This window comes from Streptococcus sp. HMSC071D03 (assembly GCF_001812125.1).
GTDB classification, from domain to species: Bacteria; Bacillota; Bacilli; order Lactobacillales; family Streptococcaceae; genus Streptococcus; species Streptococcus pseudopneumoniae_N.
In genome coordinates this window covers 13,453-27,692 of sequence record NZ_KV807743.1, presented here as the reverse complement: position 1 = coordinate 27,692, position 14,240 = coordinate 13,453, and the positions used below count along the sequence as shown (strand labels likewise).

17 protein-coding genes, 1 pseudogene and 1 riboswitch are annotated in these 14,240 nt (G+C 39.4%); of the genes and pseudogenes, 8 read left to right on the top strand and 10 right to left on the bottom strand.

Annotated elements, in window-relative coordinates; translation table 11 throughout:
* Positions 1-95: 95 nt before the first annotated feature.
* The 4 genes from HMPREF2837_RS04940 to HMPREF2837_RS04925 are packed head-to-tail and all read right to left on the bottom strand — an operon-like array spanning position 96 to position 3,030.
* Positions 96-377, bottom strand: coding sequence for a rhodanese-like domain-containing protein (locus tag HMPREF2837_RS04940; RefSeq protein ID WP_049548374.1), 282 nt, complete (start codon positions 375-377; stop codon positions 96-98).
* Positions 374-964: a uracil-DNA glycosylase family protein gene (locus HMPREF2837_RS04935; protein ID WP_049548373.1), complete on the bottom strand. Its 591-nt coding sequence runs from the start codon at positions 962-964 to the stop codon at positions 374-376. Before HMPREF2837_RS04935 ends, HMPREF2837_RS04940 begins: the two co-directional genes overlap by 4 nt.
* Positions 965-1,014: 50 nt before the next feature.
* Complete coding sequence (gene pepV / locus HMPREF2837_RS04930; protein WP_049548372.1) at positions 1,015-2,415, bottom strand: dipeptidase PepV; 1,401 nt, start codon at positions 2,413-2,415, stop codon at positions 1,015-1,017.
* A gap of 9 nt (positions 2,416-2,424) precedes the next feature.
* Positions 2,425-3,030 (bottom strand): nitroreductase family protein, encoded by a 606-nt coding sequence (locus tag HMPREF2837_RS04925; protein ID WP_049548371.1) that lies wholly within the window; start codon positions 3,028-3,030, stop codon positions 2,425-2,427.
* A gap of 213 nt (positions 3,031-3,243) precedes the next feature.
* On the opposite strand from HMPREF2837_RS04925, the pseudogene HMPREF2837_RS04920 reads away from it, so the two are divergent.
* Positions 3,244-4,052 (top strand): annotated as a pseudogene (locus HMPREF2837_RS04920) (amino acid ABC transporter substrate-binding protein).
* Between the two features lie 64 nt (positions 4,053-4,116).
* Here HMPREF2837_RS04920 and HMPREF2837_RS04915 read toward each other — a convergent pair.
* Positions 4,117-4,950: a metallophosphoesterase family protein gene (locus HMPREF2837_RS04915; protein ID WP_049548370.1), complete on the bottom strand. Its 834-nt coding sequence runs from the start codon at positions 4,948-4,950 to the stop codon at positions 4,117-4,119.
* A gap of 228 nt (positions 4,951-5,178) precedes the next feature.
* On the opposite strand from HMPREF2837_RS04915, the gene HMPREF2837_RS04910 reads away from it, so the two are divergent.
* From HMPREF2837_RS04910 to HMPREF2837_RS04880, 7 genes are read left to right on the top strand one after another with little or no spacing between them, the layout of a single operon-like run.
* Positions 5,179-5,373 (top strand): helix-turn-helix transcriptional regulator, encoded by a 195-nt coding sequence (locus HMPREF2837_RS04910; RefSeq protein ID WP_001082477.1) that lies wholly within the window; start codon positions 5,179-5,181, stop codon positions 5,371-5,373.
* 14 nt (positions 5,374-5,387) lie between these two features.
* Positions 5,388-5,930 (top strand): DUF3278 domain-containing protein, encoded by a 543-nt coding sequence (locus HMPREF2837_RS04905; RefSeq protein WP_049548369.1) that lies wholly within the window; start codon positions 5,388-5,390, stop codon positions 5,928-5,930.
* A gap of 10 nt (positions 5,931-5,940) precedes the next feature.
* Positions 5,941-6,183 carry a hypothetical protein gene (locus HMPREF2837_RS04900; protein WP_049548368.1) on the top strand — a complete coding sequence of 81 codons (243 nt, stop codon included), beginning with the start codon at positions 5,941-5,943 and terminating at the stop codon, positions 6,181-6,183.
* Positions 6,184-6,193: 10 nt separating this feature from the next.
* Complete coding sequence (locus HMPREF2837_RS04895) at positions 6,194-6,529, top strand: hypothetical protein (protein ID WP_049548367.1); 336 nt, start codon at positions 6,194-6,196, stop codon at positions 6,527-6,529.
* A 26-nt stretch (positions 6,530-6,555) separates the two neighbouring features.
* Entirely contained in the window at positions 6,556-7,098 is a 543-nt protein-coding gene (locus HMPREF2837_RS04890) for a DUF3278 domain-containing protein (RefSeq protein WP_049548366.1), read from the top strand.
* Between the two features lie 10 nt (positions 7,099-7,108).
* Positions 7,109-7,450, top strand: a complete 342-nt coding sequence (locus tag HMPREF2837_RS11640) for a hypothetical protein (protein WP_049548365.1) — start codon at positions 7,109-7,111, stop codon at positions 7,448-7,450.
* Between the two features lie 12 nt (positions 7,451-7,462).
* Positions 7,463-8,002 (top strand): DUF3278 domain-containing protein, encoded by a 540-nt coding sequence (locus tag HMPREF2837_RS04880; RefSeq protein ID WP_049548364.1) that lies wholly within the window; start codon positions 7,463-7,465, stop codon positions 8,000-8,002.
* An 86-nt stretch (positions 8,003-8,088) separates the two neighbouring features.
* Here the strand turns inward: HMPREF2837_RS04880 and HMPREF2837_RS04875 are convergent, their stop codons facing one another.
* From HMPREF2837_RS04875 to HMPREF2837_RS04855, 5 genes are all read right to left on the bottom strand, one after another.
* Positions 8,089-8,985, bottom strand: a complete 897-nt coding sequence (locus HMPREF2837_RS04875; protein ID WP_049548363.1) for a TDT family transporter — start codon at positions 8,983-8,985, stop codon at positions 8,089-8,091.
* Positions 8,986-9,093: 108 nt separating this feature from the next.
* Positions 9,094-10,179, bottom strand: a complete 1,086-nt coding sequence (locus HMPREF2837_RS04870; protein WP_049548362.1) for an acyl-CoA dehydrogenase family protein — start codon at positions 10,177-10,179, stop codon at positions 9,094-9,096.
* Positions 10,172-10,720, bottom strand: a complete 549-nt coding sequence (locus tag HMPREF2837_RS04865; RefSeq protein ID WP_049548361.1) for a carboxymuconolactone decarboxylase family protein — start codon at positions 10,718-10,720, stop codon at positions 10,172-10,174. Before HMPREF2837_RS04865 ends, HMPREF2837_RS04870 begins: the two co-directional genes overlap by 8 nt.
* Positions 10,721-10,946: 226 nt before the next feature.
* Positions 10,947-12,125: a ryptide export MFS transporter gene (locus HMPREF2837_RS04860; protein WP_049548360.1), complete on the bottom strand. Its 1,179-nt coding sequence runs from the start codon at positions 12,123-12,125 to the stop codon at positions 10,947-10,949.
* Positions 12,126-12,369: 244 nt separating this feature from the next.
* Entirely contained in the window at positions 12,370-13,692 is a 1,323-nt protein-coding gene (locus tag HMPREF2837_RS04855) for an alanine/glycine:cation symporter family protein (protein ID WP_049548359.1), read from the bottom strand.
* Positions 13,693-13,782: 90 nt separating this feature from the next.
* Positions 13,783-13,871: riboswitch (glycine riboswitch) on the bottom strand.
* Positions 13,872-14,240: the final 369 nt, after the last annotated feature.

Here is a 14,240-nt window from a genome sequence, read left to right as displayed (position 1 = left end):
GAAATAATTTTAAAATGTTTTCAATTTTCTGATTTTTAGAACAAATAAACTCCCTTTAAAACCTTTCTTATTTTCGGTCTCAAAGGGAGATTTTCTTATTCTAAGGCATCCATGCCACCTTGGACATTGACAACCTCATAGCCTTGTTCTGCTAAAAATTGGTAGGCACGTGCTGAACGCATTCCTGATTTACAAATCACGTAGTAAAGATTATCTTTATCTAGTTGTTTATAAGTATCAGCTAATTGGCTGAGAGGTAAATTACGAGCGCCTTCTAAATGAAGAGTCTCAAATTCCTCTACTTCTCTCACATCTAATACAGAAAGCGACTCTTTCTGATAAAACTGATAAAAATCGTCAAAAGTAATTTCGTTCATTCTTTTTCTCCTAAAATAGTTTTAATTCTTTTTTTCAAATCTGGAACCACTTCTTCCTCAAACCAAGGATTTTTTTTCATCCAAATTTGATTACGTGGTGATGGGTGTACCAGAGGGAAATAATCAGGCAAATAATCTTTAAATCGATGCACACGGTCTGTCACCTTGCCACTGACCTTCTCATGTAGATAGTAGGCTTGGGCATACTGACCAATCAAGAGTGTTAATTGAATATCTGGTAATTCCTTCAAGAGTTCCGGATGCCATTTTTCTGCAAAACCTGGACGAGGTGGCAGGTCACCCGATTTTCCATGACCTGGAAAGTAGAAATCCATGGGCATGACAGCAAAGTAACCTGAGTTATAAAACGTATCTTCATCCACACCCAACCATTCTCGCAAGCGATCCCCACTTTTATCCTTCCAGTAAAGTCCTGCTTCTTGAGTTTTGAGACCAGGTGCCTGCCCAATGATATTGATTCGAGCAGTCTTTGGTGCTGCAAAAAGAGGTTGGATGCCATGCTCAGTATAGCTGGCATTCTGTGGATCCTCTATAATAGCTTGCTTGATTCTTTCAATTTGAGACATTTTCTCCTCCAAAAAGAAGTCTAAGCATTAAATCTCAGACTTCTATATCATTATTTGATCAATTCATAGATAGCTTCAGCGTAGATGGCTGCTGCACGGAAGAGATCATCCAAGGCAATAAATTCGTTGGCTTGGTGCATAGTATCGATAGAATCTGGGAACATAGCACCGTAAGCGACACCACGCTCTAAGAGACGTCCAAATGTTCCACCACCGATGACTTGTTCGTGACCTTGAAGGCCTGTTTGTTTTTCATACACGCTCAACAAGGTTTGTACAAGTGGATCTTCCATTGGAACATAATGAGGTGTATGTCCGTGTTCAGACAAGCTAACTGAAACAACTGGTAAGTTTTCAAGAACTGATTTGATTTGCTCAGGGCTTGTTCCTTTTGGATAACGGAAGTTAAGGGCAATGGTATTGTCAGCACTTGTTTCATCAAAGCGGAAGACTCCAGCATTCATAGAAAGGGCACCCATCTTTTCATCAACATGAGCCACTTTCAAGTTTTTGCCTTCATGGTCATTTAAGAGAATCTTTCCAGCAATGTCAAGGAAGTCTTTTGCAGGTCCTTCAAAAGCAAATTGGCTGAGGAAAAGAGCAAGATAAGTAGCACCATTGACACCTGAAGCAGGCATAGCACCGTGGGCTGATTTACCAATTACAGTTACCTTGTACTGACCATTCTCTTCTTGAATGTCTCCTCTGAGTTTGTGCTCTGCTACGAAGGCATCTAGTTTAGCTTGCAAGTCAGCCAAGTCACCTGAAACAACTGCCGTTGCTGACTCAGGTACCATGTTTTCACGCAAGCCACCTGTAAAGCTATGAAGACGAGCTGCACCAGTATTTTCACCTGCAAAGTGGAGGTATTCTGTGATATTTCCTTTTTCACCATTGATGATAGGGAATTCAGCATCTGGAGAGAAGCCAAAGTCTGGCTTCGCAAGTCCTACATGCTCAAAGTAGTAGTCCATATCTGCCCAACCTGATTCTTCATCAGTTCCGACGATAAAACGAACTTTTTTAGAAGTTGGAAGTCCCAATTCTTTGATGATTTTCAAACCATAGTAACATGCTGTTGTCGGTCCCTTATCGTCAGAAGCACCACGCGCATAGAGACGACCATCTTTGATAGTTGGAGTGTAAGGATCAGTATCCCATCCGCTACCTGCAGGTACCACATCCATGTGGGCAAAGATACCGAGAACTTCTTCCCCTTCACCAAACTCAAAATGTCCTGCATAGTTGTCGACATTTTTTGTTGGGTAGCCATCGCGGTCTGCGATTTCAAGGAATTTCTCCAAGGCTTTTACTGGACCAGGTCCAAAAGGATGTTGCGCATCTGCCTTGCTGTCATCGCGTTCTGAGTTGATTTCCAAAAGGCTAAACAAGTCAGCCAAGAGGTCTTCTTTACGTTTTTCTACTTCTGCTGTAAAATTAATAACTGTCATTTTTTCTTCCTATCTTTTTTCGATAATTTCATCTACTGGCAAGCGGTAACTTGGTTCTAACTTCTCGTCTGTGTATCCTACTGTGATCAAGAGCTCTGGACGGAAGCGTTCTTCGATTTCCAAGACTTCGTTGACTTTTGATTTGTCAAAACCAAGGATAATATTTGATCCGATTCCTTGGTCAGTCAATGCAAGGACCAAGTTCATAGCTACAAGCCCAGCATTAAGAGCCAAGTAGTCACTGATTTGTTGTTCATTGTAACGCGCAAACTCTGCTGGAAGATTTTTCATAAAGTACTGAAGTTGTTCTTCTGAGAAGTTCTTTGCTCCACCAACACGGGCAATCTTGCGAGCTCGTTTAGCTAGGTCAGTATCTGTAAACAAGGCAATGGTTACAGGGGCAGATGCTACTTGCTCAAAGTTTGAACCGTAAGCTAATTTTGCTAATTCAGCATTTCTCTCACGAACCACAACAAACTTCCAAGGCTGACTGTTGTGAGCACTCGGTGCCAAGGTTGCGATTTCAATAGCTGTTCGAACATCCTTGGGATCAACTGGTTTATCAATAAAATGCTTAGTCGCATGACGTTTTTTATTTAACTCAAGAAATTTCATAATTGATTTCCTTTTCTATTTCTACTGCTTCCATTTTACCACATTCTGAAAGAGCTTGCAGAGATTTTTCATTAGTGAAACAAATTATCTTTCCCAAATTCAACTGTCAGTTCTAGGCTCCGTTTTAAAATTATAATGTTTCTCTATCATCTCCATAAAAAATATATATTAGATATCTGATTGATTGTCTGGTAAACTAGATACCATTATCTTATGAAAAAATTATTCTTATTATTAGCCATCAGTCCCTTGTTGGTCGCCTGTGGACAAGCCAAACTAGATAGTACTTCTACTGCCACTGCTAGTCCTAAAACCATTGTCGTAGCAACTGCTGGAGACATCCCACCTTTTGATTTTGAAAAAGATGGTAATTTGACTGGATATGATGTTGAGGTTTTAAAAGCAGTCGATGAAAAACTAGATCAATACAAGATTGAATTTCAAAAAACTGCTTGGGAAAGTATCTTCCCTGGAGTGGATGCTGGCCGTTACCAAGCTGCTGCCAACAACTTGATCTACACCAAAAAAGAGCAGACAAATACCTCTACTCTCTACCTATCGCTAAAAATCCTTTGGTTCTTGTGAGCAGAAAAGACAAGGCTCTTACCTCTCTTCAAGATATCGCTGGTAAAACAACCCAGGATGATACTGGAACTTCTACTGCCAAGGTTGTTACCGACTGGAATCAAAGCCACTCCGACAATCCTGCAACTATCCAATACTCTGGTGAGGATGTCGCTAAACGTCTGACTGATCTTTCAAATGGCGAGTTTGATTTCCTAATCTTTGATAAAATCTCTGTTCAAAAAATTATCCAAGAGCGAGGTTTAGACTTGAACCTAGTCGACTTAGAAAGCAATGACAATCCAAACAACTACATCATCTTCTCAAGCGACGAAAAAGAATTTAAAGAACAATTTGACAAGGTTCTCAAAGAACTCTACCAAGATGGAACCCTTGAAAAACTCAGCAAAACTTATCTCGGTGGTTCTTACCTACCAGATCAATCTCAATTACAATAAGATATATTAAAAACGATTGGCTAATCCAATCGTTTTATTTAGTATCTGTTCGTTAAAGCACCTTTTACAAAAAATCAAAATAGTTTTTGACATCCTTGATATAACCATGTTTTTCATTGAGGCTGGCTAACAAATCTCTATTATGGCCTTGATAGTTGTCCTCACGTCGCAACTCTTCATACATTTCGATAAAAGGAAGGCCTTTTTCCTTGGCTGATTCTAACTCTGCTTCATAATCATAGGCAACCTTACGAAATTGGATATTGACCAATTCACCATTTTCAACATCAAGTAAGGCATACTGGGCACGGTGATTTTTCAGCCCTTTCCAGTTAAAATAAGGCATACCAATCGAACCTGGATTGATGATTTGTTGACCTTGGCTACCATAACGCAAGAGCTGTTTATGAACATGTCCATAGACGGCTACATCAGTAGTTTCATCAAGTAGCTGGTCAAATTTTTCGGTATCATTTTCAACCAGCAAATCACCACCATAATTTTTCTCAGGCAAATTATGTGAAAGAGAAAAGCGCAAGCCTTCGACTTCTTTCTTGGCTATCATAGGTAGCTTTCTCAACCAATCAATATGCTCGGGGTTTATGCGCTCCATCAGATACTGAGTCATCCTGAGAAACTGAATTTCTTCGGGATCTTCTAGACCATATTGCCCACTTAAAGCCTCTAAGACACAATCATCCCAGTTCCCTCGAACCGATGCTGTAATGGGTAGGTCTTTCAAAAGAGTCACCAAGTCATTTGCTCCCGGCCCAGGAAGAAAAATATCCCCCAAAAGCCAATATTCAGTCGCCCCCAAATTTTTTGCGTCCTCAAGCACTCCAGCTAAGGCCGTCGTATTGCCATGAATGTCTGATAAAATTGCAATCTTATGGTTCATTTTCTACTCCTTCTTTAGTGGATAGCTTTCAGTCTATCCAATTCACTCTTATAATTCTGTACTTTTCTTTATTATAGCATAAAATAGCATAAAATCGCTAGAAGATTTTATAATGGAAATATCCTCATCAACTTTCTCTTAAAAATATGTCAAAAATAGTTGACATTTTATTTTCAAAAGAATATACTATAGTCAAATATATGTGACACAATCTAAAAAGGAGGAAGCATGAATCGTGTGAAAGAATTCCGCAAGGAACTGGGCAAGTCCCAACTCGAACTTGCCAAGGATATCGGTGTCTCGAGACAAACCATCAATATGATTGAAAACGATAAATACAATCCCACCCTGGAACTCTGTCTCAATCTCGCTCGAAGCCTCCAAACTGACCTCAACAGTCTCTTTTGGGAGGATGATTGTTAAAAAGGAGAAGAAAAATGAAAAAAGAAACTATCACTGAAAAGCTCATCAAACGCACTTACGGTATTTCTGATCCACTGGACGAATACAAACGGCGCGAAGCTGACCGCATCGGAAATAAAGTCTTTATGATTCTCTTTTATCTGATGATTTTCGGAAATCTTATTCCACTCGTTCTAGCCTATAAATATCCTCAACTAGTGGCTCTAGTCTATCCTCCTCTGATTTTAGTGATTGCCCTCATCTCTGCTGGCTACGTCACCTACCAAATGCAAAAAACAGGGATTACAACTATTGAACCAGATATGTTGAGTGAGAAAGAAAATAAGCAACTACACTACCCTGGTCTTAAAGCAGGTTTGTTCTTTGGCCTATGGATGTTTTTTATAACCCCTCTTCTCAGTATACTTACTGGTGAAGGTCAGGACTATTTCCATTCTCTTCTCACTATAAGAAATGGTTTAGCAAGCATTTTCGGTTCTATCTTCTTCGGAGCGAGCATACAGTTCCTCATCTCCCGTCGCATTGCAAGAGCTAAAAAAGAGCAGGATAAGGATTAGGAGGAAACTCATGAAAAAAGAAAAGAAACAGTTACGTTATCCTGGTCTGAAAGCAGGTTCGATTTATGGAACAGTGATATTTTTTATAATTCCACTCATTGATACCCTAACAAGTGAAAATCCAAATTTTATCAGTTCTCTTCTAAATACAAAACATATTTTTAAAACTATACTGGGAGCTTTCTTTTTCGGAGTGATGGTGCATATTGTCGACTCACTTCGTATTGTAAGAGCTAAAAAAGACCAGGATTAGGAGGTGCCTTATGAAATCACTAGTAACTTTACTGACCTATCATCTTTTGTTTGCTTCTCTACTCATCTTCATCATCGTTTCAGGGAACTTGCCCATCTACGATATAATCCTCCTTCCAGTCTTTGTTCCAGCCCTCAATAAAGGACTGACTTATCTAAAGATCGACTCCCAAAAAACGCGCATACTCAACCTAGCACTATTCTTTATGATTCTATCTTTTCTATCCTTACTACAACTGACGCTCATTTCAAGCAATTGGAAATATTATATACTGCTAACTATCGCTATCCTTTCTTCTATTACTTATCTCTATTGTCTCTATCAATTCGTAAAAGAAACAAAATAACATCGTTCATTTAGGAGAAATTACCCATGAAAAAAGAACCCCTCTATGAAAAACTAATCAAACGTATCTATGGCATTTCAGGGCCACTTGATGAACACAAACGACGCGAGGCTGACCACATCGGGAATAAAGTCTTTATGATTCTCTTTTACCTCATAACTTTAGGCAATTTCATCCCCTTTGTCCTTGCTTATAAATATCCCCAAATGGTCGCTTTCGGATATCCAATCATTATTTTTCTGATTTCCTTGGTTTGTGCCTTCTATGTGCTCTCTCAAACCAAGAAAACGGGTATCACAGCCATCGATCCTGATATGTTGAGCCAAAAGGAAAAGAAACAGTTACGTTTTCCTGGTCTGAAAGCGGGTCTAATCTATGGATCAGTCATGTTATTTGGAATACCACTTCTTAATGTCTTGACGGATGATAGTAAAAATTATCTTAGTTCTCTTTTAAATACAGGACATTTTGTGACAACTATCGTAGCAACTTTATTCTTCGGATTGATCATGCAGAGCGGTGTCTCCCTTCGGATTCAAAAAGCCAAGGAAGATCAAGACGACGATTAGGAGGAAGCTTATGAAATCACTAGTAACTTTAATTCTCAGCCATATTTTGATCAGTATCTTTATGACAGTTTTCCTAGTTTATGGCCAAATTACGCGTCCTTTTCTGATTATCTTCCTCTTAGCCCTTCCTGTCTTGAACAAAGGACAAAGATTTCAGAAAATCACATCAAAAAAAATACGCCTCTTAAACTCATCTCTCTGCTTTATTCTCGTATCTCTCCCACAACTGATAACGAATTCTATGGATTGGAGATATCTACTATTTCTAACCATCTGTATTGTTTTTAGTCTAGTCTACTTCTATACTCTCTATCAACTCTTTAAAGAAGTTAATCAAAAACAATGTTATTAAGAGGTCCCTACCATGCAAAAAGAAGACTTAACAACTCGCTTACTTCGAAATTTCTTTCATATACAAGGGCCTTTTGATGAATGCCGTCAAGAGGTTATCTACAAGGCTTGCGCCCGTTCCATGGTCCAAATCTTTTACTCTTCCTTCATTCTCTTCCTATTCTATATTTTGTTCGGACGCTTTATAGAAATTGTTCGAAATGTTATGCCCTACATCTATTTTGGACTCATTTGGTTCATGAGTATAAAAACTCAAAGAGCCGTCCAAGAGCTTCATCTTGAAAAGGATGACAAATCAGAAATCATCTACAAAACCTACAGCAAACACCAAATAAAAGTTCGTAGTTGGTTGGTATTTATAATTATCGAGATTGGCTTATTTGCCCTGCTACTCTTTCATAAACTCTTCGTTCAGCAGATGCCCCTGTCAACTTTCTTGGAAAAAATCATCCAAACAGAGATAATGATTCCCTTACTTGTCTTTGGTCTTAGTATTGGAGCAATCTTTGGGACTATGGTCTACAGCTTCCTATCACTACATAAGGAAAAGTAAGAAACTGCTTGGATTGTTGGTTATAATAACTATCAACCTAACAGAAAGAACAACCCCCTAACACTTCTCAGTGCTAGGGGGCTTTTTTAGCTCCTTAAATACCGCATATATTCTACTAATACATAGACAAGGATTGTTAAACAAATGATCGTTTCGAGCAAAACGAAAAGATTTAGGACTGGAAACTGCAGGATGCCTTGGGCCATTTTCAATGAAGTTGCAGTGATGATAGTTGGGAAGGTTAGGGCTGAAAAAGCTGGTTGAAATCCCTGTTTTAAAATCCGTGGCAAACGACTGAGGACAAAGAAAAAGAAAGTCTGTGAGGCAAGGATCATGACTAGCAAAATCCAGCCATGAAGAGATGAACCTCCGATTCGAACGAGTGCTGCTAACAGTAGAGAAAAGGGAGCACAATAGATTCCTTCTTGCCCCAGTAAAGCCCGTGGCAATGGATTACTTTTCAAATCTTGATAAATCAGAGGATAAAGGAAAAGGGTTAAGGTAAATCCAAAAATCCAAGCGCCATAGGCAATCTCGACTATGCCCACCACTGGGTAGGTCAAGCTTGCTACTGCTATCCCCACATAAAGAACTGTCCAACTTGGCGTTGCGTTCGTTCTTGGTTTAGTCTGCACATAATTTTTAGTGAAGTAGATGATTAACCCTACATCCAGTAGAAAGGCAAACCACCACAGAGCTTGCGCTATGATACTCATACTCGTGGGTAAGATTCGCAGTAAGTAGGTTGATAAAATCATCCCTGCCATGGGAAAGGTCGCCATTCCCGATAATAGAGGAGCTTTCTTAAGTTCTTGCTGGCTTTCTTGCCAATCACTAAGATGACTGCATAAAAAATAAAACCATAAAATCAAGCCTGACAAACTAAAGACGTGCGATAATAGTGGAAAAATATCCAGGATGAGATTGCCTGCTCCAGCCAATCCCAATAAGCACCCTGAAAAGGCCAAGGGGAGTTTTTTCATGTGAACCTCCAATAGTCATGTTATTATCAGTATAGCATAAAAGCGCTTAAATGAAGGATAAAAAAACGAAGTTTAAAAAGATAAACCTCGTTTTTATTTTCTTTATTTTTAGTTTGTCGCTAGAATATGTCGCAGTTGCACTGCACTAGGAGAAACAATTGGCAAAAAGGCGCCTTCATTCCAACGACGTATGAAACCAGATGTCGATTTACTAAAATATCCTCTACCGCCACCAGCTTGTAGTTCTAACAAGAGACTTTGAGCAACAACATCAACAATATCAATTCGTAACTGGAATAGCTCACGCGGATTTCTAACGAAATAGGACTCTTCAGATAGTCCTTGATAGAGAGACTGTCGAATATCATCTAACTGTTCGACCTGATGCTGCCATTCTTCCTTCAAGACACCTCGTTTCCCCAATTCTTTTTCGACTTCTGAGAGTGAACGTTCAGCCAAACCAAAGGCTAGGCCAAATTGGTAGCCTAAAAAGGCTGGACGATTTTGCGCTAAAAATTGATGAGTATCCCTCGATAGAATCCACTCTTCCTTTAAAGATACCTTGTTAAAAGTCAGAGCTGCTGTATTTCCTCCTTGGAGAGAAACAAATTCCAAATCTTCGGAACGACTAAAGTTTTCTGCGTCCGATGGTACAGCTACTACGTAACTTTGACTCGGGTCATCTGCAAATCCTGCTACAAAAATAGTGAGGAAGCGATTCCTACGAGCATTGGTCACCCAAGGAAGTCGGCCTTTTAGGTAATAATTCCCATTTTCTTCAAAGATTCGAACATTTAGTTCTTCTAAGTCAGATAGATACTTGACTGCATTAGATAAGGCCGTAGCGCCTGCATATTCTCCTGATAAGAGTTTTTCCAAGTAAACTTCTTTGAAATAAGCATTATCAGTATGAAGAATATTGTCTATTAAAGTTCGTTGACCCCATGAGATAAAGGAAGCTGTTAAGGAATGTTGAGCGAGTTCAGCAAGGATATCGATAACATCTTGATCATTTCCACCTAGCCCACTAAGAACTTTGGAAACCCCTACACGAAAGGCTCCTTCTGCAGCAATTTTCTCAATCAGTTCTTCTCCAGCTTGACATGATTTTTTGTCAATTTCATCAGCGTGCTGGTCTAACCAGCTTAAAAATTCTTCTGAAAAAATCCCATACTTTGTCCTCCTCTTATGCATAAGATTGTAATTCTGGATTAATTGGTGTATTAGCCAGGTTATTAGCATAATTACAGAGGGTTGCCAAACTAACACCAAGAACGACATCTAGGGCATTTTCATGCGTGTAGCCAGCTTCAAGGAATTCACTAAGAGCCTCATCTCCTACGCGCCCTTTGGTATTGATGACTGCCAAGGTAAACTTAGCTAGGGTATCCAGCTTAGGATCGCTTTCGATTGGAGTGCGATTGCGAAGGGCTTGGAGTAGGTCATCATTCATCTGGATTTGCTTGATAGAAAAGGCTGTGTGACCAGCGACGCAAAAGGCACAACCATTGGTTACAGCTGCCGTGATTTGCACCACTTCTCGCTCAACAGGTGTTAGACTATTGCGACGGTTAATAGCTCCAACAGTTCGGTAAGCTTCTAGGGCTGTTGGGGCATTGGCCAAAAGACCGATAAGATTTGGAATATAGCCATTGTTATCCTTTTGTACCGTTTCAAGAACTTCTTTAACTTCTGCTGGTGCTGATTCTACTGTGTGGATAGTAAATGTTGTCATAAGGGGACCTCTTTTCGTTTTGTAATTGAATGGTTTCTGCGAAAATCTTACGAAATCTCATCAGCCTATTGAACAAATCCTTGTCTTGATTGATGACTCATTAGCTTTTCGTTGACAATAAGTCTAACACAGAATCTATACCTTGCATAATATATATTTTAAATTGCACTGATAAAAAATTTTTATGAAAACAAAAAAAATCACACCAGATGTGTGATCATAAACGTTAATTTATCTGATGCTTGTTTCTTAAAACTAAGATGGACTCTACTAGCAAGCAGAAGATAGCCAGACCGAAACCAGTAAATACACCAAAATATTCTGTGATAGAACTCATTAGAAAAACAGAGGCAGAAAAGGCCAAGGTAGAGACAACTTCGATAACAGAGTAAACATTCACAAGTTCCTTCTCATCAACCGATTCCTGTAATAATACGCTCTCAGGAACTTCCTTAATCTGAGATAGAAAACCAATTACTAGAGATAGGAATAGAAAAGCAGGTGGATTTGGAAATAGTAATATCAACAGAGTTACTAGTGCTGTCGATAACAAAGAAAAGGTCATAGTTTGATACTTATAGGTAACAACTTTCTCGGCTAGACGGAAGATAATAGCTCCTCCCAAGATAATCCCCAAGGAATAGGCCGTATTGACGTAGCCCCAATAGCTTTCTGACTGATGTAAAATTTCAGTCACAAAAACAAGTAAAACAGAAGATACCCAGATAGCATTAGCTTGGATTTCTAAGAGATTAGTCTGGACAATAAAGCGTAATCTTGATTTTTCAACCACCAGCCGCCAACCTTTTGTGAGCGTCTCAAAACTCGTTTCAGAGGACAACTCTTCTTTTTCTACAAGTGGCAAAGCAACCATCAAAATCGTAGAAATTGTAAACAAGGCTAACACAATGAGCAGGCTAGGCTTCATTCCCAGACTCGCAAATAAGAAGCCTCCTAAGCCCCAACCAACTAGCTGTACACTTTCACCACTCATTGAGATGGCTGCATTCGCTTTAGCTAAATCTCTTGCATAGCTTGGAACAATCGCATAGGAAACAGGTGCTGCAAAACCATCCAAAATGGAGATTAAAGTGACAATAGCATATAAAAAAGAGAGGGAAATAGTTTCAGATTGCTTAAGTAGAAAAACCAAAATGGCTAGCAGAATCGTCTTACCAAATTGAGTCAAGAAAAGAACACGATTTAAAGCTAATTTCTTCGTTACTAATGGAACTAAGAAACTGGCTAAAAAGGAGGATAGACCTATCAGAATTGGCACTAGGGAGGTTGAAATGACCGAACCAGATAAGACAAACACATTTGCAATCACAACAACTCTAAAAAAGACATCTGCTAGATTCGCTATTCCTTGTGAAATCACTAATTTTTGAATATCTTTTGACATAAACACCTCCTGTTTATTTCTCTTTCGCATATAGATGAAACAAGATATACCAGAACAAAAAAAGATTTATGCTGACTATTATACAATAAATAATAGTGCAAATAAAGGACATCATTAAAAATGTACTATTGAATTTCATTCATCTTAGGACATAAAACAAAAGACTAGCCCTAGAAGTGAAAAAAAGCCAGCATCTCACAAACAGATGCTAGCATTTTCATTAAATGGAAAGATCAATCTTATATTATTTATCAAAATACTTCTTAGTCTCAGCAATAACAACTGGCGACAAGGCTAAGAGTGCAATCAAGTTTGGCAGAGCCATAAGAGCATTGACAATATCCGCAATGACCCAGACCATATCCAGCTCGATAAATCCTCCCAGCAAGACCATAGCAACAAAGACCACACGATAAAGCCAAATAAAACGAACGCCAAAGAGGAACTCAAAGCATCGCTCTCCGTAATAGTTCCATCCCAAAATCGTGGTAAAGGCAAAAAGTACTAAAAAGATTGTTAAAAGAGCTGGGCCAAAATATGAAAAGACTGTTGAAAAGGCTGACTGAGTCAAGGCAACACCATTCAAATCACCGCTCCAAACCCCAGTCACCAAGATTGTCAAACCAGTCAGGGTACAGATAATCAAGGTATCAATAAAGGTTCCTGTCATGGAAATCAACCCCTGCTCTACCGGTTCGTTGGTCTTAGCTGCCGCAGCCGCAATGGGAGCTGAACCCAAGCCAGACTCGTTTGAGAAAACTCCACGCGCCACACCATTTTGAATAGCAGTTCGGATACTGGCTCCTGCAAAGCCTCCTACTGCAGCCACTGGACTAAAAGCTGATGTAAAGACCAAGGCCAAAGTTGCAGGGATTTTCTCGATATTAAAGAAAATAACTGTCAAGGTTCCCAAGATGTAGACAATAGCCATAAAGGGAACAACGGTGGTTGAAACCTTAGAAATAGACTTAAGTCCACCAAAAACTGCGATCCCTACGAAAATAGATAAAACAAGTGCAGTAATTGTCGGATCAATACTAGCCGTATTTTGCACGGATTCTGTAATGGAATTCACCTGGGTAAAAGTACCAATCCCTAAAAGTGCAACTAGTACTCCAGCTACAGCAAAGAAGATTGCAAGAGGACGCCACTTTTCTCCCATCCCTAGAAGAATATAGTGCATCGGTCCTCCTGCTACCGCACCATGATCATCCTTGGTTCGATATTTGATAGCAAGTAGTCCTTCTGCATACTTGGTTGACATTCCAAAGAAAGCAGCTACCCACATCCAAAAAAGAGCCCCTGGTCCACCAACCTTGATAGCTGTTGCCACCCCGATGATATTTCCCGTACCAACAGTTGCTGCTAGGGCTGTACACAAGGCAGCAAAGCTCGAAACATCACCATGTCCCTTGTCTTTGGTAAAAATAAGCTGGAAGGCCTTAGGGAGACGCAAAATTTGTAAGAGTCCTAAACGAAGAGTCAAGTAAATCCCTGTACCAACCAATAAGATCAAAAGGGGTGGTCCCCATACCAGAGCATCCAGCTCTTTCAGCAAATTTAACATACCATTCTCCTATCTATTCAACCCCAAAAGAAAGAGCACATGTTAAAAACATGTACTCTGGAATGCATCGATAAATGCCAAAAAGCGCTCTATCATTGCTCTGTCCTTTTACCTGAGAGTTTGAGCAGTTGCCTGCCTTGCCCCTTCGGTGCCTTTACGGTCTCTCCAGAGTTCCGTCCATTTACAGTCATGAAAAATCAAACGATTTTCCACTTCTATTAAACTTCATTCGGTGTTGTATTTAATTTTTCTTATTTTACAAGAAAAAACAGAACTTGTCAATTGTTTTCAGAAAATTTTATTCATATTTTTATTATTTTCGCATTACTGAAAGTTCTATAATGAAATTAGCCACCCAGACCTCCTAAAAATTAGATGGTTCAACTAGCTTATAGCTAGTACTCGATTTCATTTGATAAGAGGCTTGATGCTGTTAAGCTGGCGAGCCAAGTCTAAGACTAGCCTTGGTTTAGCTGACGAAACAGCTTCAAGGGTTCCTATTGTCAAATGAAAGCTCTTATAGGCATAAGAAAACACCTCTGTGTTAT